We start from the raw sequence: 23,297 nt of genomic DNA on the forward strand, positions 1-23,297 counted from the left end.
GCCGGCGCCCACAGGGTTGATTGTCAGCGGTCGGAACGCATCAGCTCGGCCACATCGCTCTCCGGCGAAAACACCGCGGCGCGGTTGCGTCCGGCATTTTTCGCCTGATACAGCGCCTCATCCGCCCGCTGGATAAATACTTCCGGGCTGTCATTGCCGCTCGGAATAAACGAATAGCAGCCCAGGCTCACGGTGAGATAGCCGGTGGGCGAACCGCTGTGGGTGATGTGTTTGTCGATGACGCTGCGACGAATCTGCCCGGCAATGGCCAGGGCACCGTTGATATCGGTGTTCGGCAACAGCACCGCAAACTCTTCGCCCCCATAGCGCACCGCCAGATCGGCCTTGCGCTGACAGCAGGTCATGAGCACCTGCGCCACTTGCGTCAGGCAATGGTCACCGGCGACATGCCCATAGGCGTCGTTGTAACGCTTGAAGAAGTCGATATCGAGCATGATCAGGCTCACCGGGCTGACCTGTCGCGCGCCTCGGGCAAACTCGATTTCCAGGGAACGCTCGAACAGACGCCGGTTGGCCAGTCCGGTCAGGCTGTCATGGGTCGCGATCTGTTCCAGCGCCTGCTGTGCCTTGCGCAGGTTTTTCTCGATGCGCTCACCATCGCGCACCTGACGAATGAACACCCAGCCGAACAGGCCGACACCCAGGGTGACCAGCGCCACGATCACGCTGGACTGAACCGCCCGCGCGTACCAGCCCTCGAGGATCGTGTCCTTTGACGTGGCGGCGGCCACCACCAACGGATACGACGCCAACCGCCGGTAGCCATACAAACGCACGACGCCGTCGACCACCGAATTGATCATTGCGGTACCGGCCGACGCCTCGGGCAGCAACTCCCGATAGATCTGGCCTTGCGCCAGCGACGTGCCAATCAGGCTTTCATCGAACGGTCGGCGGGCGAGCAACGTGCCGTTGGTAAATCCGATGAACATGATGCCGTTGTCGTCGAGGCTGAAGCTTTCGAAGAAGTGATCGAAATACGACATCTTGATCCCGGACAGCAACACCCCCTGAAAACGGCCGGCGCGATCATTGACGCGTTTGGAAATCGGGATGATCCACTCGCCGTTCTCGCGGCTGCGGATGGCCGGGCCGATGTGCGCCAGCGTCGAGGCGTTCTGCTGGTGATACTTGAAATACTCGCGGTCGGCCACGCCATTGCCACGGGGCAGATCGGTAAACGAGGTAATTACCCACTGCCCCTGGGTATCGAACAGGAAGATGCCGTGCAACTGGTTCAGTTGCTGCACCCGCCGGGCGAAGGTTTGCTGCAGCCGAGGCCGTTGCGCCGCACCGTAACCGTCATTCTGAATCCAGTCGACCAGGCTGGTCATGACCAGGTCCGCCGCCAGAAAGGTGTCCTCGGCCTGTTGCGCCATGGCCCGCGTCAGGTTGCTGGAGGCCACTTGCGCCACCGCCAGATCCTGACGCCGTGACTGTTCCAGTTGCAAATACAGTAAACCGAGCAGGCACAACCCCACCGCAACGATAAACCACGCGGCGGCTTTACGCAGCGGCAAGCGTTTAAGGGCGCCTCCAGGGGCTTGATGCGGATCATGAATGGGGATAGGCAAAAACGTGTCCTGGGCAGGTACGACAAGGGCAAATGCCCGTAACCCTTATATTTTGTGAGCGTAGCCCACCGGGATGCACGGGGCAAACGCCACGCTCCCGCCCAGATGTATCGGCGCACAGCGCATTTGGATGATCGCTGTTCGCCGATTTATTTTCGATGCCTGCTTTGCGGTTAATCCGTTGTGAAGGGCCAGACGGCGCATCGCACTGTATAGATGCACCCGTGGCGGGTGGCCGGCGGTCAAAGCCTGACCGGGAGATGCGTACTCGGGTTCACCAAAAACCTGTGGCGAGGGCGCTTACTCCCTTGCCACCAGGTCCGTGTGGTCCTTTCGACCTTGAATCAGTTCAACGCGACGGCGGCACCCGAATATCCCCCGCCCGGCACTGCGTCTTCACGCCTTTGCCGCACGCGCCGAATTGCAGATCCTTACCCATGCACACCCGCACTTCCGACAGTTCCGGGCCGCTGCAGATCACCGCGATGCCATCAGCCGGAATCCCCGGATTGGCCTTGCGGAACAGGTCAGCGATTTCCTGGGCTTCGAAGTAATACGAAGAACTGAACGGTTGCAGCGCCTGCGGGATTTTGACGGCGCCAACGGCTTTGTCCGCCTCATCCAGATAACCCATCGCGCCGAGGCCGCTGCACGTGCCGTGCTTGGACCATTCGTGGTCGAGCAGTTTCCTGGTCGGGAACAGCGTCAGCCCCTTGCTGGTTTCCGCAGCCGACAGGGTGGTCAGCGGCGGGCAGGATTCCGGCCAGCCGCCCTTGGCGTATTGCGGCCACAAACCGTGCAGCACGAAGCCGTAGCCCTTGCCGGAACATTGCGCGTCATCTTTGTGGGTCAGGCAGAACGTCGGCGACCAGGACAACGCCAGCAGGTAGTAATCGAACACCCCCGCCACCGATTCCGCCTGCGCCTTGCTCGACTGCGACTGGCGCGCCGAACTCAAACCGATGCTACCGGCCGTCAGCGCAATCACCGCCAAAATTGTAAACAGCTTTTTCATCTACCCGCTCCTTGGGACGCCTGCGTCCGTGGTTTTCGATCCTGGCCAGACTTGGCCAGCGCTGATTTCGACACGCTTGTGTTGCAAGTGCATGACGCAAGGCAACGCCGTACCCCGTTGAAAGGTCTACGATTAACAGGCAGCCATCAAACCAAGGGATCCGAAATGAGTAAAGCAGACGAACTCGCCGCCAAACTCAAGCAAACCCGGCACACCCACGCGGATGCCGCGCTGGAGATCGATTGCTGGCCGGCGCAGGTGTACGACTTGTACCACCGCATCGAGGCGTGGCTGCAGCCGGTCACCGAAGTCGGCCTGAAAATTCGGCGCAATCCGACCCACGTTTGCGAACGTTCTCCGGATGGTGAATCCCACGATTACGCCATCGACCAACTGGTGATCGAGGCCAATCATCAAACCCTGACATTCGATCCCATTGCGCGGTTTACCGAGGATGGCGCCGGGCGGGTGCAAATCATCCCCTCAGCCACGGACACCTATCTGCTGCGTACCGTGGATGAACACGGTGAAAGCCATTGGTGGGTGCAGTCGATTGAAACAGGTCAGCAACTGGATGCCATCGCGCTGACTGAAAACAATCTTTTGCTGGCGGTGCAGGAAGGCCTCGGTCTGTAAGCCTTTTACTGGCGCCGCGTCGAACAGAAATCGACGATCACCTGCGAAACGGCATCGAGCATCTGCGGATCGGCATGCGCTGCGACAAATAAGCGGAACTGCGCATCCGGCAACGCCGGCAAACCCTGTTCCGCTGCCAGCGCTGCCACCCCCTGCCCCAACTGACTCGCCGGCATCGGCGCCACGGCAAATCCGGATGCCGCCGCTGCGCGCAACCCGGCCGTGCTCGAACACAGCATGGCCGTGCGCTGAGAAATGCCGGCCCGGGCCAAACGCGTCAATGCGGCTTCGCGATACGGACACGGCTCTGGAAACAGCGCCAGCGGCAGTGGCGTCGGTAAATGCGCGACAGGTTGCGCGGCCCAGGCCCACACCAGCGGCTCCTGCCACAGCAAAACGCCAGATTCACCGGTTTCGCACAGCGAACCGATGACCATTTCCAGATCACCCTGTTGCATCTGGCTCAGCAAGGTCCCGGGAATATTCACCTGCACATCAATCTCCATGCCCGGATGCTGCGCCGCGCAATCCTGCAACGCGCGCAGTAACCGTGCCTCGACAAAATCCTCGGACACACCAATCCGCACCCGCCCTTGAAACGGCGTGCGCGTGAGCTGCGCCCAGGCATCGCGGTTCAGCGCCAGAATCGTCCGCGCATAGGCCATGAGGCGCTCGCCATCGGCGGTGAGTTGTTGCGATCGCGTCGTGCGCTTGAGCAGCGGCTTGCCGACTTGCTCTTCCAGCCGGCGCAAATGCCCACTCACCGCCGATTGAGTCAGATGCAGTTTTTCCGCGGCACGACTGAAGCCGTCCTCATCGACAACGGTGACAAAGGTCTTGAGCAACAGGGCGTCAAACATAGTGAGATACGTGATCAATGGATGATTTATTTACAATTTATAGTTAGATCCTCGCTATGTTGCAATGCCTCGCACTCCCCCACCGAATGCCGAGGCCTTAACGTGACCACTCTTCTTCACATCGAATGCTCGCCGCGCAAACAGCGCTCCGCCTCACTGGAGGTCGCGCGCCAGTTCATCGACCGCTATCAACAGCATCACCCGCAGACGCGCCTCGAAACCCTGGATTTATGGGGCATGCAGCTTCCGGAATTCGACGAAGAGATGCTGAATGCCAAGTACGCCGGACTCAATGGCACACCGCTGTCGCCGCGCCAGCAAACGGCGTGGGATCAGCTCAAACACCTCGCCGCGCATCTGCATCGCGCCGATATTCTGGTGCTGTCGGTGCCGCTGTGGAATTTCAGCATTCCATACAAACTCAAGCACCTCATCGACCTGGTGTCGCAGAAAGACATCCTCTTCAGTTTCGACCCGCAACACGGCCTGCAAGGTTTGCTGAAAAACAAAACCGCCGTGGGCGCCTATGCCTGCGGGATGGATTTCTCTGCGCAATCGGCCACACCCGCCGAACGCTTCGATTTTCAGAAACCCTACGTGGCCGCGTGGCTCGAGTTTATCGGCATCAGCGATGTGCATGAGTTGAGCGTCGAGAAGACCATTCTCGGCGAAGACGTTGATCGTCAGGCGCGGCTCGCGGCGTCACAACAGGCGCGGGATCTGGCCGATCATCTCGCCGCGAATGAAGCTGTCAAAACTGTAATCTCCGCCTCAGCCAACTGAAAGCTGGCGCTGGTTAGCCTTCCCGTCATGAGTCAAACGGGGATTTCCAGCGCATGCCTTCCAACCCATCACGACGCACCTTCGTCAAAGGCCTCGCCGCCGGCAGCCTGCTCGGTGGCCTTGGCCTGTGGCGCACGCCGGTCTGGGCGCTGAACGCTCCCGGTCAATTGCATGAACTGAGCGGCAGCGAGTTCGAGCTGTTCATTGGCGAAACCCCGGTCAACTTCACCGGCAGCCCACGCACGGCGATGACCATCAACGGCAGCCTGCCCGGCCCGTTGCTGCGCTGGCGCGAGGGCGACACCGTGACGCTGCGGGTGCGTAACCGGCTCAGCGCCAGCACCTCGATTCACTGGCACGGCATTCTGCTGCCGGCGAACATGGACGGCGTGCCGGGCCTGAGCTTTCACGGCATCGAGCCGGGCGGCGTGTACGTCTATCAATTCAAGGTGCGGCAGAACGGCACCTACTGGTATCACAGCCATTCCGGTTTACAGGAACAGGCCGGTGTTTACGGGCCGCTGGTGATCGACGCGAAAGAACCCGAGCCGTTCCACTACGACCGCGAGTTCGTGGTGATGCTCAGCGACTGGACCGACGAAAACCCGGCCAACCTGCTGAAGACCCTGAAAAAACAATCCGACTACTACAATTTCCACAAACGCACCGTCGGCGATTTCATCGAGGACGTCAGCGAAAAAGGCTGGGGGGCCACCGTCGCCGATCGCAAGATGTGGGCAGACATGAAGATGAACCCCACCGACATTGCCGACGTCAGTGGCGCGACCTACACCTTCCTGATGAACGGCCATGCGCCGGATAACAACTGGACCGGGCTGTTCCGCGTCGGCGAAAAGCTGCGCCTGCGCCTGATCAACGGCTCGGCGATGACCTACTTCGATGTGCGCATTCCCGGGCTGAAAATGACCGTGGTGGCGGCGGATGGCTTGCATGTCAAACCGGTCAGCGTCGATGAACTGCGCATCGCCGTGGCCGAAACCTACGACGTCATCATCGAGCCGGACGCCGACGCGTACACGCTGTTTGCCCAGGCCATGGATCGCAGCGGTTATGCCCGTGGCACCCTCGCCACTCGCGCCGGGCTATCTGCGCCGGTACCGGTTGTGGATCCGCGCCCGTTGGTGACCATGGACGACATGGGTATGGGCGGCATGGATCACGGTTCGATGGACATGAGCGCCATGGATCACTCGGCGATGGGCCCGATGCAATCCCATCCCGACAGCGAGAAAGACAATCCGCTGGTAGACATGCAAGCCATGACCACCGCCCCCAAACTCAACGACCCCGGCCTCGGCCTGCGCAACAACGGCCGTCGTGTGCTGACCTACGCCGACCTGCGCAGCACCTTCGAAGATCCGGATGGCCGCGACCCGAGCCGCACAATCGAACTGCACCTGACCGGCCACATGGAGAAATTCGCCTGGTCGTTCAACGGCATCAAATTCGCCGACGCCGAGCCCTTGCGTCTGAAGTACGGCGAGCGCATCCGCCTGGTGCTGGTCAACGACACGATGATGACCCACCCGATTCACCTGCACGGCATGTGGAGCGATCTGGAAGACGAAAACGGCGACTTCCAGGTGCGCAAACACACCATCGACATGCCGCCCGGCACGCGCCGCAGTTATCGCGTGACCGCCGACGCACTAGGCCGCTGGGCCTATCACTGCCACCTCCTGTACCACATGGAAACGGGCATGTTCCGTGAAGTGCGGGTGGAGGAATGAAGGGGCCGCTGATGACTCGACTCACCACGTTTTCCTTGTTGCTCATCGGCAGTTCGGCGATGGCCGCCAGCGACATGCCGGGCATGGATCACAGCCAGATGGCCGGCATGGATCACTCGGCCATGCAAAGCATGGACGACGGCATGATGCAGCCCGCCGCGCCGACCGAAAGCCGCACGCCGATCCCGCCCCTGACCGACGCCGACCGCGCCGCCGTGTTCACCAGCCCCGGCGGCCATCAGGTCCACGACAGCGCGATCAACAGCTACTTTCTTGCCGACAAACTCGAATGGCAGGACGCCGATGACGGCAGCGCGTTGGCCTGGGATCTGTCCGGCTGGATCGGTGGCGATATCGATCGTCTGTGGCTGCGCTCCGAAGGCGAACGCAGCAACGGCAAGACCGAAGACGCCGAGCTTCAGGCGCTCTGGGGCCATGCGATATCGCCCTGGTGGGACGTGGTCAGCGGCGTGCGTCAGGACTTCAAACCCGGCGCGCCGCAGACCTGGGCCGCGTTCGGTTTACAGGGCATGGCGCTCTACAACTTCGAAGCCGAGGCCACTGCGTTTATCGGTGAAGGCGGCCAGAGCGCGCTGCGGTTCGAGGGTGACTACGACATCCTGCTGACCAATCGCCTGATCCTGCAGCCCACCGCCGAAGTTAACGTCTACGGCAAGAACGATGCGCAACGGGGCATCGGTTCCGGCCTTTCCAACACTGAGCTCGGCCTGCGCTTGCGTTATGAAGTCCGCCGCGAATTTGCCCCCTACATCGGCGTAACGTGGAACCGTACTTACGGCAACACCGCCGATTACGCCCGCGAAGAAGGCGAGGATCGCAGCGAAGCGCGCCTCGTGCTTGGCGTGCGGATGTGGTTCTGAATCCCATTAGAAAACAACCCAGAGGTCTTGCATGCGCACATTGAACATCACCCTTGCACTCGCCAGCGGCTTGCTCCTGAGCGGCCTCGCCCAGGCCCATCCGAAACTGCTCTCGTCGAGCCCGGCCGAAGGTGCCGACGGCGGCGCACCCGGCAAGATCGAACTGCACTTTTCCGAGAACCTGCTGACCCAGTTCTCCGGCGCCAAACTGGTGATGACCGAAATGCCCGGCATGGCCCATTCGCCGATGCCGATGAAAGCCAAGGTCAGTGCCGGCAGCGACCCGAAAAGCATGCTGATCACCCCGCTCGCGCCGCTGCCCGCCGGCACCTACCAAGTCCAATGGCGCGCGGTGTCTAGCGACACGCACCCGATCACCGGCAATGTCACGTTCAAAGTGAAGTGAGCGATGGCTGACCTGATCAACATCTTCCTGCGGTTTGCGTTGTATGTAGATTTGCTGCTGTTGTTCGGGCTGGCGTTGTTTGCGCTGTACAGCGCTGAGGCGTTGCTGCGCTTTCGGCCGATGTTGCGCGGGATGGCGTTGATCGGGGCGCTGTTGTCAGTCGCCGGATTGGTGTTGATGACCCGCGCCATGAGCGGCGAAACGACGTTCGCGGCGCTGTGGCCGCATCTGCAGATGATGCTGCTGGAAACCGACCTTGGGCTGGCGTGGGCGCTGCGGATGAGCGCGCTGATCGTGGTGTTGATCAGGCCCGGCGCAGGGCTTGCAACGATGGCCGGCGCCGTCGCCCTCGCCTCTCTCGCGTGGAGCGGGCATGGGGCGATGGACGAGGGAGTGCTGCGGTTCTGGCATTTTCTCAGCGACATTCTGCACCTGCTCGCGGCGGGCGCGTGGCTGGGTGCGATGTTGGCGCTGGTGTTGATGGCGCGGGGGCTTGTCAATGAGGCGCGCATTCGCCTGCTGGTGTTATCGGTCAAGCGCTTTGAATGGATCGGCGCGGTGATCGTGCTGACACTGTCGATTACCGGTGCAGTGAATTACCTGTTTATCGTCGGGCCGAGGTTTGACGACGTGTTGCTCGGCACTTACGGGATGCTGCTGGCGATCAAGGTTCTACTGTTTGCGGGGATGTTGGTGTTGGCGGCGTTGAACCGCTTTCACCTTGGCCCTTCGCTGCAACAATCGTTGCGCGATGGGCGGCATGCCGTCGCGGCCAATGCGCTCAGACGCAGCGTGGTGGTTGAACTAGCAATGGCCTTACTGATCGTTGCATTGGTGGCGTGGCTCGGCACGTTGAGTCCGGCCCCGGGATGACACCCGACAAAGCCTTTCACTACACTGGGCCACCGTCCTTCCCGGAAGCCCGATCACAATGACAACACTAAAAAGCACAATGATCCTCTGCGGCCTGCTGACCGTGGCCGCCAGCGCCCACGCCGAGTCAAGTGCTTCACACCTCGACAGCATCCAGCAACAAGGCCAGTTGCGCGTGTGCACCACCGGTGACTACAAGCCCTATACCTTCAAACGCCCGGACGGCGACTTCGAAGGCATCGACATCGCCATGGCCCGCTCGCTGGCCGACAGCCTCGGGGTCAAAGTCCAATGGGTGCAAACCACCTGGAAAACCCTGATGCCGGACATGCAGGCCGGCAAGTGCGACATCGGCATGGGCGGCATTTCGGTCACCCTCGAACGGCAGAAAAAAGCCTACTTCAGCAACACCCTCGACACCGACGGCAAAATTCCGCTGGTGCGCTGCGCCGATGTCAGCAAGTACCAGACGGTGGAACAGATCAACCAGCCCGATGTGCGCCTGGTCGAACCCGCCGGCGGCACCAACGAAGCCTTCGTCCACGCCTTCCTGCCCAAGGCGCAACTGGCCCTGCACGACAACGTGACGATCTTCCAGCAACTGCTCGACAACAAGGCCGACGTGATGATCACCGATGCCTCGGAAGCGCTGTATCAGCAGAAACTCAAACCAGGGTTGTGCGCGGTGAATCCGCATCAATACATGCAATACGGCGAGAAGGCGTACCTGCTGCCGCGCGATGACATCAGCTGGAAACTGTATGTCGATCAGTGGCTGCACCTGAGCAAGGTTACCGGCCAGTATCAGAAGGTCATTGGCGAGTGGCTGGCCGTGCCGCAGTAAAAAACCCTGAGGCTATTCCTGTGGCGAGAGAATTTGCTCCCTCGCCACAAACTATTTGCCACTCAACACCCGCCGTATTTCAGTCGTCGTGCAACATCCCGGAGCTGTATTGGTTAAGACTGCTGCCAATACTGTTCCCGCCAAACTTCAGGGTCGTCGCATTGTTGCGCCCCTGCGGCGACTGACAATCCGCCGAAAAACAACTGGTCGTGGTCAACCCACCCGCCCCCGAACAAGCACTCAACGCCGATACAGCGGCAGCAATCAACAGCACTTTGACGACATCGACGCGCATGGCACGACTCCCTAGGGGATGAAAAAACGAGACAACACCGACTGATACCACCATCCTAGGCCCACGCCTCAAACGGCAACATGAAACTTTACAGATCGACAGCGCAGGTTCAGTTGCAACCCCTGCGAGACAAGGACCGCCGAATGCAATTCCTCCCCCTCACCGAAATCGCCCCTGCGATCCAGGCCCACGTCCGCACCCTGCGCAACCAACCGGACGTGCGCAAATTCATGTACACGTCGCATGAAATCAGCGAACACGAACATGCCAACTGGCTAGCGTCCTTGCACGGCAATCCACGGCAGCAAGTGTTTGTGGTGATCAAGGATGAGCAAGCGGTGGGCGTAGTTTCGTTGAATGCGATCAACGCTTTGCACAAGACCGCCGATTGGGCGTTTTATCTGGATGTCGGTTTGCAAGGGAAAGGCTTGGGCAGCGTAGTCGAGTTCTGGCTGCTCGATTACGCGTTTGATGTCGCGGGTCTGGAAAAGCTGAATTGCGAAGTGCTGGCGATGAACACCGCAGTGGTGAAGATGCATCAGAGGTTCGGGTTTGAGGTTGAAGGTGTGCGGCGGCAGAACGTGGTAAAGGACGGGGTGCGGGTCGATGTGGTGTTGTTGGGGATGACCAAAGCTGAATGGCTTGGCAAACGTCCGACGCTGGTCCCCGTGATCGAGCGGATCAGTGCGAGCTGAACGTGTTCATCGCTGCAGCCACGCACTCGCAGGGATCTGCGCCAATGATTTGAAGGCAGGCCTGGCGAACCAGTAACCCTGCATCAGATAAATGCCGCAATCGGCGAGAAAATCTCGTTCCTCGGCACCTTCAATGCCCTCGGCGATCACCTCCACGCCCAACTCTCTACACATATTCACCACGTTACGCACGATGATCTGGCGCACTCGGTCACGGTGAATATCCCGGATCAGCGCCATATCCAGCTTGATCAAGTCCGGCTGAAAATCCGCCAACAAGTTAAGGCCGGAATGGCCGGCGCCAAAATCGTCGATCGCCGTCTTGAAACCAAACTCACGATACTCACGCAATATGTTCATCAAATGCTTGTTGTTTTCAACGTGCTCGCTTTCCACCGCTTCGAAGATCAGCCGCTCCAACGGGAAGCCGTAAGTACGCGCCGCTTCCAGCGTGCTGCGAATGCACACCTCCGGCCGGTACACGGCATTCGGCAGAAAGTTGATCGACAGGTACTGGGTCATCCCTAACTCAGCCGCCGTGGAAATCGCCCGCACCCGACACAGTTGATCGAATCGATAACGGTTGTGATCGTCCACCTGCTCCAGGACTGAAAAGGCGCCCTCACCATTCACCCCTCGAACCAAGGCTTCATGGGCAAACGTCGTTTGATCGCGCAGATCGACGATGGGCTGAAAGGCAAAAGCGAAATCCATATCCGGCACGCCTTTGTTTTTACAACCGTGGCACCCTGCGGAAGAGGTCGATGATGTTGGAAAGTCGGACATGAACCACTCTGATGACGGCGTGCAACCTTCCATGGTGATAAAAAAACAGCTACTGGACTTAGTTATCTGCAAACAAGGCAATAACTGTAGCCCTGCGGCGCCGGAATAGTTGAAGGCGCCGCGTGCTCTACGTGCAAATGATCAGGTGCGGAAATGCGCGGTCATTCGCTGCAGATCCTGCCCCAGCGACGCCAACTCAATCGTCGCCGCCGCACTTTCTTCGCTGGCGACAGCCGACTGGTCAGCCACATCACGCACACTGACGATGCTGCGATTGATTTCGTCGGCCACGGCACTTTGCTGTTCGGCGGCGGCCGAGATCTGCAGGCTCATCTCCTGGATCGTACCGATGGAATGGTTGATCTCGGTAATTGCCAAGTCGGCCTTCTGCGCCAACGCCACCGTATCGAGGGTGCGCTCGCGGCTGGAGGCCATCAACGTCGCGGCCGCTTGCGTGCCTTGTTGCAGGGTGACGATCAGCGCTTCGATTTCCTTGGTCGAGTCCTGCGTGCGCTGCGCCAGCGAGCGCACTTCGTCTGCCACCACCGCAAAACCACGCCCCTGCTCACCCGCCCGCGCCGCTTCGATCGCGGCGTTCAACGCGAGCAGATTGGTCTGCTCGGCAACGGCTTTGATCACGTCTATCACTTTGCCGATCTGCTCGCTGTCCTGAGTCAGCACGTTCATCGCACCGCCCAACTCTTCAATGGCCACCGCAAGTTCGCTGATCTGCACCGTCGCCTGCTTCACCACCGTACTGCCGTGGCGCGCCTGCTGATCGGCCAGGGTCGCGGCAGCGGAGGCATCGGTGGTGTTACGCGCCACTTCCTGCACCGTCGAAGCCATTTCGTGCATCGCCGTGGCGACTTGATCCACTTCACTTTTTTGCTGACGTACGCCCGCGCTGGTCTGCTCGCTCATGGCCGAGAGCTTTTCCGCAGAGGTCGAAATATGCGTGACGCCATTGCCGATCCCTTGCACCAGCGTGTTGAGGTTCTGCGCCATGTCCTGCATCGCATTTTGCAGATCGCCCAACTCATCCTTGCGCGCAGACTTGGCCTGTACCGTCAGGTCGCCTTTGGCAATACGTCGAGCCAGATCAACCGTCAGCGCCAGCGGCGCAGTGATCTGACGCGAGATGACCACCGAAGCAAACAGCCCGATCACCAGCGCCAACACGGTCAATACCGCCATCTGGATAAAGGCTGAGCGCTGATCTTCACGCGCCAGGCGCTGCTGGGTGTCCATCAGGCCAGTCATGATCTTGTCCATCGCCTTGCTTTCCTGATCGACCTGCTCGCGCATGGTCTGCTTCTGCTCAAACAGCCCGGCCACTTCCACCAATACTTCGCGATAACGACGCATGCCGGCGTGCGCTTCCTCCAGTTGGCTCGACAGGGCCGTCGGCAGGCTGGTGCGCGCCTTGGTGATATCACCCAGGAAGGTATCAATGGTCTCCATCATCAGTTTTTTATTCACGTCGTTGGGCACCGCAATGTAACGACGCAACATCAGGCGAAACGTGGTCATGCCATTGCGCAAGTCGGCCACCGTGCGCAGCTCCCGCACGCGTTCGCCATCGGCAGACGCCAGCGCACTGGTCGTGGTGCCTTCAAGCATGCCGGCAAAGGTCTGCGCGTACTTGTCCGACAGCGCCGTCAGCGGTTTCAGGGCATCCGTGGTCGACTGATCGGCAGCGATCAGCCGCTTGACCTTCTGGTCGTAGGCAACAATCGTGGCTTGCAAAGCCTTCAGAGCTTGCTGGTTCTCAGCGCGGGTCAAGGTGTCCAGCGCCTTGCTCACCAGGCCCTGCAAGACATTCAACTGAGCGTTATAGGAATCGGCGAACGCTGCGTCAGCGGCGGCTTCGTACTGTTTCTCGGACAAACGCATATCTTGCGTCGCGTCATTCAGCGTGCCGATCAGACGCGTCGTACTCAAACGATCAACCAGCACGCCGTTGCTGTTATAGCCAATGAAGGCAACCGCCAAAACAGCCAGCAAAAGAATGCCAAAGCCAGCGCCCAGCTTGCGGGAAACTTTGATGTCACCCAGGAAATTCGATGCTACTGCCATATTCAGCCTCAAACGCCCAGACGCGAAACGCCGGGCACAAAAAAATAGATCTCCGGCAACCGCAGTCACCGTCCAGACATTCGGGGGTCGTCATCCAAGGCGTAATACGGGACGCTCCAGCTGTCCCTGAAATGCAAATGCCGATGCGGATCCTGGTGAAGCGTCGAAAACAACCCGACGCGAGCACCGGCAGACAAACCCGTCACGTCGCAAACAGAGCGTCTGCACGCTGGATTTATCGTTTCAGCAAAGGTGTCTGGAGGGATGCTATTAATTTTGCGAAAACTTGTACAACTTTATATTTTTGTATAATCGTTGAACTTTTCGAGCGGCGTGATGACGCATTGCCATCATGATTTGTGGCACATCGCTATTGACGTAAAACGGGGTTGAAAATGCGGATTCAGGTGCTGGCCCCTCTGCGGCGAGCAGTGGCTGCACGCCACAGAGGAGCGAGGGGTTTACGGCTTGATTTCGACCTTATCCAAAGCCTGATTCACCGCCAACTCCCCCAACATCACCACCTGCGCAATGCCCAGCGCAGTCTTGCGCTGCGAGGGTTCGAGCGTCGCGGCGAAGTTATTGAGCATTTCCGAGGCGGAACCCAGCGTTTCACTGGCGTTGGCCAGCAGGGATTCCGAGTCGTACTTCGGATTGGCGAGGTACATGCGCTCGGGTTCGTTGGTGCTGGCCATGATGTGGCTGGCGGGAAGGAGATAGTGATCGAGGGCGCGCTCGGCGGCTTCGTGGAGTTTTTTGGAGTTGAGGGATTCGTAGGGGGATGCGGGGTCGGTTTCTGGCGGATTCGGTGTTGGTTTGAACATGGTGTAACTCCTGACGGATGAACGAAAAGGAGCCATCACTCTCGCTACCAAACGAAGGGTGGAGGCCATACGCAGGTTGGTAGACCGGTCGTCAGGAACCCCGGCGCATCCGAAGACGCCCCGCGCATGACCACCATAAAACGAAGACGAAAAACGCCCTCGCAAGACAGTAGTCTTGTGCTTCTGACGGAGACGGGCTACCAAACCCGATCACTGGTTTTCAGTGACGTAGGGACGATAGAACCTGCGGGCTAGACGCACAAGCCGGGGGATTCTGTCTTAGGTGTAGGGGGAGGCGCAAGGTGGTGTAGGTAATGGAGATCACTGATTATTGAAACTTAAACAAAATCAGAGGTAACTGTTGATAACCTGTTGCGCTTACCTAGACATAATGTAAAAAACTCATTCCATTTCTGACAGCGGGCGTTAACCCGCGAAAAAAATCTAAAAAAAGCCGTAAGACTGCACGGCCCCTGTCGCATCTAGTTAAAAAAACAGAAGAGCAATTCCACGCCTCTTTACTAAATTAGCGAGGTCGAAAATTCATTTGAAAGTTGCGCAACGCAAACGGGAGCGCATCAAGCGCTCCACAACTCACCTCAGATTATGATTTTTCACCTCAGCAGTTATTGCAGCCATGTACAAATAAACCCTATCAATATGACCTCGTAAATCCGTCAAGGTAACGTCGGAAGCATCATCATTATGATGTATCACATTATTCCGCTTATTGACCATTGACTTAATGTGATCTTTTTGCTCAACAAACCCCGCAACCTTCTCAAGCTCGACACCGATTAGCTTGAAAACCTCCACAGTTTTATATGGCTGTGCAGACAACTGTTCACCGAGATCTTTCTTCTTAATTTGAAGAGTAAGGGTTTCATACTTCGGAACTTTAACATCTTTAAAGCCGGAGACGCACCAATGCACGATATTGCTTGGAATATAGACCTGCCTAAGCTTCCCCTCAACCACCTCAACTCTGCAATATGCAATATCCTTTAAATAAGACTCAAGATAAGTACATATGGTGATCAAGTAAGCCTTAACAAAAAAATTCATATTATCTTGAAAAAACTTGTCTGGTTCCCCAGCGAAAAGTCGCTGCTCAGTTACTCCAATAATTTCATTAATAGAATGTAATAATTCTGTGTATTTTTGATGAATCCTCGCTTCATCCATTTAGCACCGCCGTGAGGATTTCTGCCCACAGCGCACGCCGCTTCAGAATTGATCCCTTATTTTGCAGGCCGGATGATAGTGTCTTCTGAAATTGGGGCAATTTGCACAAAGTCAAGAAGCCTTCTCGGATTTCTTCAATTTTTTCCAGAAGCACTTCTTTATCAACGTCACTGAAGCTAAACATCAGCAAATCATAGTGCACCATGCTTTGGCGGGGCACCTTTTTGCTAGTGTCTATAAAAACGGAATCGCCAAAGACCGCAGTGCACTTATCCAAGGTCGACTCAAAATCCTTCTTTCGAATCGAAACATCTTTTTTTGAGCACTGCTGCTGGCTAGCCATGAAACTATCTAAGTAACGTGACAGCTTGTCCTGATAGCCATCTAAGTCACCCTTGAGCGCGAAATACCGTAATACTTGCTCCTCGCTCTCAAGACTATCCTTCTTAGCCACTCCTTTCGCGCCGCGTCCAAACTCGGAAATCACCTCATGCCTCGCTAATTGGCGCAAAAGGTCATTAAATGCTCCGGGGAAGATTGCATGTCTGATTTCTTGATCTGACAGTCTAACTGCGCCCTGATTCAGTCGCGCAAAAATTTCACGAATAAGTGACTTAGGGTTTTCCTTACGAAGAACAATACAACGAATTGTAGTGGCCTCCAACTCAGATTGATAACTACCCAGCTCTGAAAACTTCTTCCCCTCGAGTTCGACAAAGGTTGTCAACCCGGCAAGAGCGAACTCATCATTAAAAAACTTTGTGATAGTTGTCAGTCGCTGAACACCATCTATAACTTCATGACGACCAACTTCATCTTCAGCAAAATAACAAGAAGGAAGTGGTATACGCATCAAGCATGACTCAATGAAGCGCGACGATCTCTCCCAGCCTTCCTTATCCCATTTATATTTTCGCTGAAACTCAGGATTCAACAGCAACTTATCAGATTCAATACGACCAACTAGCGTCTCAAAAGGATAGTCAATCGGGTATAAGTTAAGCGTTTTATATTCGTATTCTTCACTGCTCATGCGAATCCCTGAGTTCTAATTAATGTTTTAGACAATTTTTACATCCATTTCACATGAGTTATTTAAGCCAACCAAATCATCTCACGAAGCTACAATATCATGCTCTGTACCGGAGTTCCCAGTGCACGCACCACTGTTTTAGAGGATGATCGTGCCTCAACTCTTCCCCACCGATCCTGATAAACTCCTGCGCCTCCCAGCCTCAGCAAATCCAGAACCGCCAATGTCTCCGATCACCGCTACATCTGCCCCACTCTCCCGCCGCTTCTCCGTCGCCCCAATGATGGATTGGACCGACCGCCATTGCCGTTTCTTCCTACGCCTCCTATCGAAGAACGCGCTCCTCTACACCGAAATGGTCACTACCGGCGCACTCCTCAACGGCGATCACGAACGTTTCCTCCGTCACAACGAAGCCGAGCACCCTCTCGCGCTGCAGTTGGGCGGTAGTGTTCCGTTGGATCTGGCCGCCTGCGCCCGCATGGCCCAGGAGCACGGTTACGACGAGGTGAACCTGAACGTCGGCTGCCCAAGTGATCGTGTGCAGAACAACATGATCGGCGCGTGCCTGATGGGTCATCCGCAACTGGTGGCGGATTGTGTGAAGGCGATGCGTGATGCGGTGTCGATTCCGGTGACGGTAAAGCACCGCATCGGGATCAACGGTCGGGACAGTTACGCGGAGTTGTGTGATTTCGTCGGCACCGTCCGTGATGCCGGGTGCACCAGCTTCACCGTGCATGCGCGGATTGCGATTCTGGAGGGGTTGTCGCCGAAGGAGAATCGTGACATTCCGCCGTTGCGCTATGACGTGGCGGCGCAGCTGAAGGCGGATTTTCCGGAGCTGGAGATTGTGCTGAACGGCGGGATCAAGACGATGGAGGCCTGCCATGAGCATTTGCAGACCTTTGACGGTGTGATGTTGGGGCGTGAGGCTTATCACAATCCGTATTTGCTGGCGGAGGTGGATCAGCAGTTGTTTGGCAGTTCAGCGCCGGTGATCAGCCGGGCTGAGGCGTTGGCGCAGTTGCGGCCTTATATAGCCGAGCATTTGCAGACCGGTGGGGCGATGCATCACATCACGCGGCATGTGCTGGGCCTGGGCACGGGGTTCCCGGGGGCGCGGAAATTCCGTCAGTTGTTGTCGGTGGATATTCACAAGGCCAAGGATCCGCTGGCGTTGCTGGATCAGGCGGCTGAGTTGCTTGAAGGTCGTTGATTGATGGCTTGAGTGTGCGGGCGACGCATGAGCGTTGCCCGGTGTTTTGCTGTACTGACAGGATGTCTTTTGTTTATGCCCGCGTTTAATTTCTCTGGTTTCCAGCGTTTCACCCTCCTCTCCTTGTTAAGCGTCACCTCAAACGTTTATGCGCACTGCGACGGTCTTTGCATCGGGAGCACCGATACACCGTGGGAGGCCACGCAGTTGTCCGGCTTCACTCTGTTGTCTTTATTCCTCGCGCCTTTTTCGGCTAGCCAGGAAACGACTGACAGTCACAAGCGTGTTTACTCTGCTGCAGAACAGGAAGACGCACGTCTGTACCTCGCCAGCGACGGCATGCTGCAGGCCGCGTATTTCACCTCGGCCTTGCAGCGTTTTCGCCAGGAGTCGTCGGATTCGACGTTAAACGATCTCGCCGTTGCGGCGTTGATCAGCGCTCAGTGATCAGGCGGCCGCTGCGGCGGTCCAGTTGACCCAGCCAAACAGCCACGTTGCCAGAATCAACAAACCAAACGCGATCCGGTACCAGGCGAACGCGGCGTAGCTGTGGTTGGCAATAAACTTGAGCAAGCCGCGTACGGCGATCATCGCGAAGATGAACGCGGTGACGAAGCCGAGGGCGAAGACTGGCAGGTCGTTGGGCTGGAACAGGTCGCGGTATTTGTAGCCGGAGTACACGGCGGCGCCGACCATGGTCGGCATGGCGAGGAAGAACGAGAACTCGGTGGCGGCTTTGCGCGACAAGCCGAAGAGCAGACCGCCGATGATCGTCGAGCCGGAGCGTGAGGTGCCGGGAATCATCGCCAGGCATTGTACGAAACCGACTTTCAGTGCGTGAGACCAGCGCATGTCGTCGACGTGTTCGACGCTGATCACATGGCTGCGCTGCTCGGCCCACAACATGATGATGCCGCCAACGACCAGTGCCACGGCGACGGTGATCGGGTTAAACAAGTATTCGTGGATTGCATCGGCGAATAACACGCCCAAGACCACGGCGGGTAGAAAGGCAATCAGCAAGTTGAGGGTGAAGCGTTGGGCATTACGTTGGGTGGGCAGGCCTTTGACGATTTCGAAGATCTTGGGTCGGAACTCCCAGACAACGGCAAGAATGGCCCCCAGTTGAATAATGATGTTGAACGCCATGGCGCGTTCGCCGCCGAACTCCAGCAAGTCGGCAACGATGATCTGGTGACCTGTACTCGAGATCGGCAGGAACTCGGTCAGGCCTTCTACGGCACCTAATATTAACACCTGGAAAAGGGTCCAGAAATCCATTAATCCTCCGTCGGCGCGCTCTTGGCGAGCGACCGGTTTTATAACACTCAGGGGTCGAGTATCTGAAGTTACACAATTGAAGATCAAAAGATCGTTCGATCGCGGCCCAAACCTCGGCAGCGCCTACGCCAACGCATTTCAAAGGTAGGAGCGGCCGAAGATTCGGGCCGCGATCGGATGATCTTTGCGCTGGCAGAATATGACTTATCAAAAGACACACTCAAGCCATGTTAGTAATCGTCGGCCGACGAACTAATCGAAAAATATTTAGGCGTTTAGTACAAAAAAATTTGCTCTGCCGATAAATTGTGATCAGAATCACATTATTCAGGGATGGCCATACAGTGGCCAAAGGACACAAACTACGCTATCGCAATCACCTCAAAATAGTGGCACCATTGCATATCGCCACCATCTAAGCACTAGTTCACCATCCCGAGAAAATCAACTAAAAGCTTGAAAAGCTTAATTATTGTTAGAAAACTCGGGAGCCACGTCTAAAAATCGCGTGAATGTTACCAATTGTCAGTCACAGATGAGAACCGGTGCTTTAACATCCCGATGTCAGCACCTAATTCGAGTCAATGCATGATGCTCTCAGGGAACTTGGCGACTAGTAGTCCGCGCCCGACAAACGACGAACCCGGTGTTCTCACTCTGGGTCGAACCCGTGGCGTGGCTGAACATTTTAAAGCACTGGTCGCCCGGCACGTGCGCCCTGATATGGCTCTGGATGCCAACGCCTACACTAGTTCATATAAGCAGTATGAACATCTCGGTTCCTATCGCGCCATCTTCCTTGTTATCGACAGCCCACAGGCGCTGGAAGACAATCTTGCGCTGGTGGAAAACCTGCGTAGCGATAACTTGAAACCGATCATTTGCGCGGTCATTACCGGGCGCGGCGCTTTCAACAAGATCAAGTATTATCTGGCTGGCGCGGACTTTTGTATCAAGCTCAATACCCTTTCCGATGATAGCGCCGAGCTGCTTGGCGAGTTCTTCAACAGTGAAGAATGGCAACGCGATATTGACCTGACGCTTGACCCGACACGTATCTGCCTGTTGGGCACCAGCAAGAAACTCGACATCTCGTTTGCCGAGATGAAGATCCTGGAAGCCTTTGCGCAAACCAGTAATCACATTCTGAGCCATGATGAAATCGCCAATATCATGGGCCTCAACAGCAATTTCTACGACCCTCGCGCACTGGAGAAATCCATAAGCCGCTTGCGTGGAAAAATCAAGGACATGTATGGTACAAACGCGATTCAGAGCATCCGCGGCTACGGCTATCGCCTGACGCGGGGCCTGATATCGACTGCCTGAGTCTCGGGCAGTCAATCTCTTTTGCATACGTACGAAGGATCGTCTAATGCAACCATATAGCTCCAGTTCTGCTTTACGCCCATTAAATAACAAGCACTTGAATGAGCGCGTCAACACGTCCCATAACAATAAAACTCCATAACATAGCAGCAGATCGAGTGGAATTTATCGAGGGCCATTATTGGGCCCAGACCCTGCCTTTCGATTACTTCCGAGGAAGTCATTGCTCGCCTGCCGATTTATCTTTTAGCCAATTTTGGTGTGTATTTAGGAGAGAGACATGGAAACTAGTACAACCCTCCCAAGGAAATATTTTGTTGTCGTGACTCACAGTACAACGTCGCAGCGCGAACTGGAGAGCATCTTGTCCAGTGAGCGTTTCAACTCGTTCGGCACGTCTCAGGCACAAATGTTTGTTGAAGGTGTTGCTTCGCCCTCTTCCGCCCCAATGGTGATGGAGTTCACATATCCAAGCATCAGTCGTAAAAACGTCGCTCGCAGTATCGAGCATGATACCCAGCGCATATTAGCCACGCTTGAATCGGAATGGCTGGCCGCACAAGCGGCGAATCCTTTTCACAGTGCTACGGTCATAAACGCTGAAAGCGGCAACATGCCACCGGCTTCCGAAGGCGCCACGCCTTGCAACGAAACCTGGCAACTCGACAATGATCAGGGTGCATTGATCAAAGAAGGTGTCGAGATTAGCCTGACCGGCCTGGAAACAGCATTGGTCAGGAAAATGCTCAACCATGAAGAGCGTGTGGTCAGCCGTGAAGAACTGATCCTCAGCATCGGTCGAGAGCCGGAGCAATACCGCGGCCTGGAAATGTGCCTGAGTCGTTTGCAAGACAAGTTCAAAAGTGCCAGTAACGGCGAACGATTGTTTCGTGCCGTACGAAATCGCGGTTATTGCCTGATCCAGGAAATCGTCGCGTAAACGCTACTGACCACCGCGATCAACACCAACAGAAAACAGTGCGACAACAAAAACAACAAGAGCACTCTGTTTGGTTACACCTCCCCTGGTTAATTTCGACATTCCCTGCCGCCACCCCTCAAACAGTAACAAATACAACATCATTTATTCACCCCCTGCTCTGCGACCTTTTCTAACACCCCTCTATTTAATTATTAAAAGTTGGCACTGTGCCATCTTGTTAGAACTCGTCAGACACCATTCCCGGCAATAACTTAGTCTATTGACTGACGACAGTTCGGCATATCGACGTTGTTACCTCAGGACACTCGCTACAACAAAAACAATAAGTCTGCATAACAACTCGGCTTTCAACTGTTGAAACCTGAATGGACGTCTTTTGGGGATATCGTATGGATCTTTCTCTTAGTATCAATCGAAGCACGGGCCTCAAGGGACTGACCTTTTGGGGCCAATGGGCGCTGGCACAAGGCTTTGTCGTGACGCTGCTGTTCATCCTCGCGGAACAGCACACCGGGACGGTCGCGTTCTACTACCGAATGTGCGCCACCCTGGCGGTACTGGCGTCGGTGCCGGCTTACACGTTCAGCGGTGTTTATCGCAAACGCGATAACTACCTGAGCGGGTTGGGACGGCTGTTCATGGGGTGGTCGATGACCATGGCAGCGTTGGCGTGTATCGCGTTTGTCTGCCAGGCCGATGAGCTGTTTTCACGGCAGGTGATTCTGAGCTGGGCGGTGTACGGTTTCCTCGGTCAGGCGTTGCTGTATGCGCCATTGCATGCGTTTTCGAAGTTCTATCAGCGCACCCGCAAGAGCGAGCACAAAACCCTGATCGTCGGTACCGGCGAGCTGGCGCTGGGGCTGGCGAAGAAACTCAGCCAACTGGAAAACCTGCCATTGGTTGGCCTGGTCAGCAACGGCGACGTGCCTGCACTGGATGCCGATGCACCGCGCGTCGTCGGTGCCCAGGAGGAGTTGCTGGAGCTGATCGAAGCCCATGACATCCGCCGTTTGTACATCACCCTGCCGCTGTGCGAGGCCGCGAAAATCGAAGCGATGTATGTCGATTTGCTGGGGGCCAACGTCGATGTGGTCTGGGTGCCGGACTTGAACAGTCTGACACTGCTCAATCACTCGGTGAAAGTCGTGGACGGTCTGCCGGCGATCTATCTGAACGAAAGCCCGCTGACCAGTCGCCCGACCGCTGCGTTGAGCAAAAGCCTGGTGGAAAAAGCCGTGGCCTTGCTGGCGATCATCGCGCTGAGCCCGATCCTGCTGATCATTGCTCTGGCGGTGAAGATCAACTCGCCCGGCCCGGTGTTTTTCAAACAGGATCGGCATGGCTGGAATGGCAAGGTGATCAAGGTCTGGAAATTCCGCTCGATGCGCGTCCACGATGACCGTGACGTGAAGCAGGCCAGCCGTAACGACTCGCGTATTACCGCGGTCGGGCGCTTTATCCGCCGCACGTCGCTGGATGAATTGCCGCAGCTGTTCAACGTGTTGCAGGGGCATATGGCCTTGGTTGGTCCGCGTCCGCATGCGGTTGCGCACAACCACTTCTACTCGGGGAAAATCCTCGCCTACATGGCGCGTCACCGGATTAAACCGGGGATCACCGGGCTGGCGCAGATCAGCGGTTGCCGCGGTGAAACGGACACCCTCGACAAGATGCAGAAGCGCGTGGAGATTGACCTGCAGTACATCAATAGCTGGTCGTTGTGGCTGGACCTGAAGATCCTGGTGAAGACACCGTTTACGTTGTTGTCGAAGGATATTTACTGAGGTTGGGTGCGACGCACTGCAAGGGGACGAAAGTCCCCTTTTTTGTGCCCGGGATTTGGGAGTGGAGCTGGATTGCGGGTAAATGCAAATCCCTGTGGGAGCTGGCTTGCCAGCGATGGCGGTGGGTCAGGCAACGTCAATGTTGAATGTGCCGGCCTCTTCGCTGGCAAGCCAGCTCCCACAGGGGATTTGTGCTTGGCTCA

General features: G+C 56.8%; 23 protein-coding genes and 1 pseudogene. 13 read left to right on the plus strand and 11 right to left on the minus strand.

From position 1 onward, the window contains the following. Nucleotides 1–23: 23 nt before the first annotated feature. Nucleotides 24–1,595, minus strand: a complete 1,572-nt coding sequence (locus tag ACXX9E_RS24020; RefSeq protein WP_123462154.1) for a sensor domain-containing diguanylate cyclase — start codon at nucleotides 1,593–1,595, stop codon at nucleotides 24–26. Nucleotides 1,596–1,944: 349 nt separating this feature from the next. Next, complete coding sequence (locus ACXX9E_RS24025) at nucleotides 1,945–2,610, minus strand: ribonuclease T2 (protein ID WP_123462152.1); 666 nt, start codon at nucleotides 2,608–2,610, stop codon at nucleotides 1,945–1,947. A 165-nt stretch (nucleotides 2,611–2,775) separates the two neighbouring features. Between ACXX9E_RS24025 and ACXX9E_RS24030 the strand changes: the two genes are divergently transcribed. Continuing rightward, on the plus strand, nucleotides 2,776–3,246 hold the full coding sequence (locus ACXX9E_RS24030) for a hypothetical protein (protein ID WP_123462150.1): 471 nt from the start codon (nucleotides 2,776–2,778) through the stop codon (nucleotides 3,244–3,246). A 5-nt stretch (nucleotides 3,247–3,251) separates the two neighbouring features. Here ACXX9E_RS24030 and ACXX9E_RS24035 read toward each other — a convergent pair whose 3' ends face one another. After that, on the minus strand, nucleotides 3,252–4,106 hold the full coding sequence (locus ACXX9E_RS24035; RefSeq protein WP_123462148.1) for a LysR substrate-binding domain-containing protein: 855 nt from the start codon (nucleotides 4,104–4,106) through the stop codon (nucleotides 3,252–3,254). 102 nt (nucleotides 4,107–4,208) lie between these two features. Between ACXX9E_RS24035 and ACXX9E_RS24040 the strand changes: the two genes are divergently transcribed. Genes ACXX9E_RS24040 through ACXX9E_RS24065 form a run of 6 tightly spaced genes read left to right on the plus strand, consistent with a single transcriptional unit; the run spans nucleotide 4,209 to nucleotide 9,644 of the window. Then, the gene (locus ACXX9E_RS24040) at nucleotides 4,209–4,889 is read left to right on the plus strand and encodes an FMN-dependent NADH-azoreductase (RefSeq protein WP_458556319.1); all 681 of its coding nucleotides are present in this window, start codon (nucleotides 4,209–4,211) and stop codon (nucleotides 4,887–4,889) included. A gap of 53 nt (nucleotides 4,890–4,942) precedes the next feature. Continuing rightward, nucleotides 4,943–6,640, plus strand: coding sequence for a copper resistance system multicopper oxidase (locus ACXX9E_RS24045; RefSeq protein ID WP_123462144.1), 1,698 nt, complete (start codon nucleotides 4,943–4,945; stop codon nucleotides 6,638–6,640). Nucleotides 6,641–6,651: 11 nt separating this feature from the next. After that, nucleotides 6,652–7,521, plus strand: coding sequence for a copper resistance protein B (locus tag ACXX9E_RS24050; protein WP_458556320.1), 870 nt, complete (start codon nucleotides 6,652–6,654; stop codon nucleotides 7,519–7,521). A gap of 31 nt (nucleotides 7,522–7,552) precedes the next feature. Beyond that, nucleotides 7,553–7,927: a copper homeostasis periplasmic binding protein CopC gene (copC, locus tag ACXX9E_RS24055; RefSeq protein ID WP_447808662.1), complete on the plus strand. Its 375-nt coding sequence runs from the start codon at nucleotides 7,553–7,555 to the stop codon at nucleotides 7,925–7,927. A 3-nt stretch (nucleotides 7,928–7,930) separates the two neighbouring features. Continuing rightward, nucleotides 7,931–8,800 carry a copper homeostasis membrane protein CopD gene (gene copD, locus ACXX9E_RS24060; protein WP_447808661.1) on the plus strand — a complete coding sequence of 290 codons (870 nt, stop codon included), beginning with the start codon at nucleotides 7,931–7,933 and terminating at the stop codon, nucleotides 8,798–8,800. 58 nt (nucleotides 8,801–8,858) lie between these two features. Further along, nucleotides 8,859–9,644 carry a transporter substrate-binding domain-containing protein gene (locus ACXX9E_RS24065; protein WP_123462137.1) on the plus strand — a complete coding sequence of 262 codons (786 nt, stop codon included), beginning with the start codon at nucleotides 8,859–8,861 and terminating at the stop codon, nucleotides 9,642–9,644. 79 nt (nucleotides 9,645–9,723) lie between these two features. Here the strand turns inward: ACXX9E_RS24065 and ACXX9E_RS24070 are convergent, their stop codons facing one another. Then, nucleotides 9,724–9,939, minus strand: a complete 216-nt coding sequence (locus ACXX9E_RS24070; RefSeq protein ID WP_123462135.1) for a hypothetical protein — start codon at nucleotides 9,937–9,939, stop codon at nucleotides 9,724–9,726. Between the two features lie 143 nt (nucleotides 9,940–10,082). Between ACXX9E_RS24070 and pseH the strand changes: the two genes are divergently transcribed. Further along, a complete protein-coding gene (gene pseH / locus ACXX9E_RS24075; RefSeq protein ID WP_458556321.1) occupies nucleotides 10,083–10,634 on the plus strand; it encodes a UDP-4-amino-4,6-dideoxy-N-acetyl-beta-L-altrosamine N-acetyltransferase in 552 nt (183 codons plus the stop codon). A 6-nt stretch (nucleotides 10,635–10,640) separates the two neighbouring features. Here the strand turns inward: pseH and rimA are convergent, their stop codons facing one another. The 6 genes and pseudogenes from rimA to ACXX9E_RS24105 all read right to left on the minus strand — a co-directional run bounded on the left by rimA (nucleotide 10,641) and on the right by ACXX9E_RS24105 (nucleotide 16,538). Continuing rightward, nucleotides 10,641–11,420: a S6 modification regulatory phosphodiesterase RimA gene (gene rimA / locus ACXX9E_RS24080; RefSeq protein ID WP_458556322.1), complete on the minus strand. Its 780-nt coding sequence runs from the start codon at nucleotides 11,418–11,420 to the stop codon at nucleotides 10,641–10,643. A gap of 141 nt (nucleotides 11,421–11,561) precedes the next feature. Next, the gene (locus ACXX9E_RS24085; RefSeq protein WP_458556614.1) at nucleotides 11,562–12,434 is read right to left on the minus strand and encodes a methyl-accepting chemotaxis protein; all 873 of its coding nucleotides are present in this window, start codon (nucleotides 12,432–12,434) and stop codon (nucleotides 11,562–11,564) included. Further along, a pseudogene (locus ACXX9E_RS24090) lies at nucleotides 12,420–13,496 on the minus strand (methyl-accepting chemotaxis protein); the annotation flags it as partial. The pseudogene ACXX9E_RS24090 and the gene ACXX9E_RS24085, both read right to left, overlap by 15 nt. Nucleotides 13,497–13,957: 461 nt before the next feature. Continuing rightward, the gene (locus ACXX9E_RS24095) at nucleotides 13,958–14,320 is read right to left on the minus strand and encodes a DUF6124 family protein (RefSeq protein WP_458556323.1); all 363 of its coding nucleotides are present in this window, start codon (nucleotides 14,318–14,320) and stop codon (nucleotides 13,958–13,960) included. A gap of 594 nt (nucleotides 14,321–14,914) precedes the next feature. Further along, complete coding sequence (locus ACXX9E_RS24100; protein ID WP_458556324.1) at nucleotides 14,915–15,505, minus strand: HEPN domain-containing protein; 591 nt, start codon at nucleotides 15,503–15,505, stop codon at nucleotides 14,915–14,917. Next, on the minus strand, nucleotides 15,498–16,538 hold the full coding sequence (locus tag ACXX9E_RS24105; protein WP_458556325.1) for a DUF262 domain-containing protein: 1,041 nt from the start codon (nucleotides 16,536–16,538) through the stop codon (nucleotides 15,498–15,500). Before ACXX9E_RS24105 ends, ACXX9E_RS24100 begins: the two co-directional genes overlap by 8 nt. 223 nt (nucleotides 16,539–16,761) lie before the next feature. Here ACXX9E_RS24105 and dusA point away from each other — a divergent pair, with 223 nt between their 5' ends. Beyond that, nucleotides 16,762–17,757: a tRNA dihydrouridine(20/20a) synthase DusA gene (gene dusA / locus ACXX9E_RS24110; protein WP_458556326.1), complete on the plus strand. Its 996-nt coding sequence runs from the start codon at nucleotides 16,762–16,764 to the stop codon at nucleotides 17,755–17,757. Between the two features lie 75 nt (nucleotides 17,758–17,832). Continuing rightward, the gene (locus ACXX9E_RS24115; protein WP_458556327.1) at nucleotides 17,833–18,204 is read left to right on the plus strand and encodes a DUF2388 domain-containing protein; all 372 of its coding nucleotides are present in this window, start codon (nucleotides 17,833–17,835) and stop codon (nucleotides 18,202–18,204) included. Here the strand turns inward: ACXX9E_RS24115 and ACXX9E_RS24120 are convergent, their stop codons facing one another. Next, complete coding sequence (locus ACXX9E_RS24120; RefSeq protein ID WP_110720582.1) at nucleotides 18,205–19,038, minus strand: undecaprenyl-diphosphate phosphatase; 834 nt, start codon at nucleotides 19,036–19,038, stop codon at nucleotides 18,205–18,207. 588 nt (nucleotides 19,039–19,626) lie between these two features. Here ACXX9E_RS24120 and ACXX9E_RS24125 point away from each other — a divergent pair. The 3 genes from ACXX9E_RS24125 (at nucleotide 19,627) to ACXX9E_RS24135 (ending at nucleotide 23,094) form a co-directional block, all read left to right on the plus strand. Beyond that, entirely contained in the window at nucleotides 19,627–20,367 is a 741-nt protein-coding gene (locus tag ACXX9E_RS24125) for a winged helix-turn-helix domain-containing protein (protein ID WP_128613962.1), read from the plus strand. 280 nt (nucleotides 20,368–20,647) lie between these two features. Beyond that, nucleotides 20,648–21,307 carry a winged helix-turn-helix domain-containing protein gene (locus tag ACXX9E_RS24130; RefSeq protein ID WP_123462013.1) on the plus strand — a complete coding sequence of 220 codons (660 nt, stop codon included), beginning with the start codon at nucleotides 20,648–20,650 and terminating at the stop codon, nucleotides 21,305–21,307. A gap of 392 nt (nucleotides 21,308–21,699) precedes the next feature. Beyond that, nucleotides 21,700–23,094: an undecaprenyl-phosphate glucose phosphotransferase gene (locus ACXX9E_RS24135; RefSeq protein WP_123462011.1), complete on the plus strand. Its 1,395-nt coding sequence runs from the start codon at nucleotides 21,700–21,702 to the stop codon at nucleotides 23,092–23,094. The last annotated feature ends 203 nt before the right edge of the window (nucleotides 23,095–23,297 follow it).

It is taken from the genome of Pseudomonas sp. GNP014, assembly GCF_054344005.1.

Coding starts and splice junctions, on each gene's coding strand:
- ACXX9E_RS24035 (WP_123462148.1), bottom strand. CDS start 4,106: ATGTTTGACGCCCTGTTGCTCAAGACCTTTGTCACCGTTGTCGATGAG.
- dusA (WP_458556326.1), top strand. CDS start 16,762: ATGTCTCCGATCACCGCTACATCTGCCCCACTCTCCCGCCGCTTCTCC.
- ACXX9E_RS24125 (WP_128613962.1), top strand. CDS start 19,627: ATGATGCTCTCAGGGAACTTGGCGACTAGTAGTCCGCGCCCGACAAAC.
- ACXX9E_RS24065 (WP_123462137.1), top strand. CDS start 8,859: ATGACAACACTAAAAAGCACAATGATCCTCTGCGGCCTGCTGACCGTG.
- ACXX9E_RS24085 (WP_458556614.1), bottom strand. CDS start 12,434: ATGCAGGACATGGCGCAGAACCTCAACACGCTGGTGCAAGGGATCGGC.
- rimA (WP_458556322.1), bottom strand. CDS start 11,420: ATGTCCGACTTTCCAACATCATCGACCTCTTCCGCAGGGTGCCACGGT.
- ACXX9E_RS24070 (WP_123462135.1), bottom strand. CDS start 9,939: ATGCGCGTCGATGTCGTCAAAGTGCTGTTGATTGCTGCCGCTGTATCG.
- ACXX9E_RS24115 (WP_458556327.1), top strand. CDS start 17,833: ATGCCCGCGTTTAATTTCTCTGGTTTCCAGCGTTTCACCCTCCTCTCC.
- ACXX9E_RS24105 (WP_458556325.1), bottom strand. CDS start 16,538: ATGAGCAGTGAAGAATACGAATATAAAACGCTTAACTTATACCCGATT.
- ACXX9E_RS24120 (WP_110720582.1), bottom strand. CDS start 19,038: ATGGATTTCTGGACCCTTTTCCAGGTGTTAATATTAGGTGCCGTAGAA.
- ACXX9E_RS24100 (WP_458556324.1), bottom strand. CDS start 15,505: ATGGATGAAGCGAGGATTCATCAAAAATACACAGAATTATTACATTCT.
- ACXX9E_RS24045 (WP_123462144.1), top strand. CDS start 4,943: ATGCCTTCCAACCCATCACGACGCACCTTCGTCAAAGGCCTCGCCGCC.
- ACXX9E_RS24130 (WP_123462013.1), top strand. CDS start 20,648: ATGGAAACTAGTACAACCCTCCCAAGGAAATATTTTGTTGTCGTGACT.
- copD (WP_447808661.1), top strand. CDS start 7,931: ATGGCTGACCTGATCAACATCTTCCTGCGGTTTGCGTTGTATGTAGAT.
- ACXX9E_RS24050 (WP_458556320.1), top strand. CDS start 6,652: ATGACTCGACTCACCACGTTTTCCTTGTTGCTCATCGGCAGTTCGGCG.
- pseH (WP_458556321.1), top strand. CDS start 10,083: ATGCAATTCCTCCCCCTCACCGAAATCGCCCCTGCGATCCAGGCCCAC.
- ACXX9E_RS24030 (WP_123462150.1), top strand. CDS start 2,776: ATGAGTAAAGCAGACGAACTCGCCGCCAAACTCAAGCAAACCCGGCAC.
- ACXX9E_RS24095 (WP_458556323.1), bottom strand. CDS start 14,320: ATGTTCAAACCAACACCGAATCCGCCAGAAACCGACCCCGCATCCCCC.
- copC (WP_447808662.1), top strand. CDS start 7,553: ATGCGCACATTGAACATCACCCTTGCACTCGCCAGCGGCTTGCTCCTG.
- ACXX9E_RS24025 (WP_123462152.1), bottom strand. CDS start 2,610: ATGAAAAAGCTGTTTACAATTTTGGCGGTGATTGCGCTGACGGCCGGT.
- ACXX9E_RS24135 (WP_123462011.1), top strand. CDS start 21,700: ATGGATCTTTCTCTTAGTATCAATCGAAGCACGGGCCTCAAGGGACTG.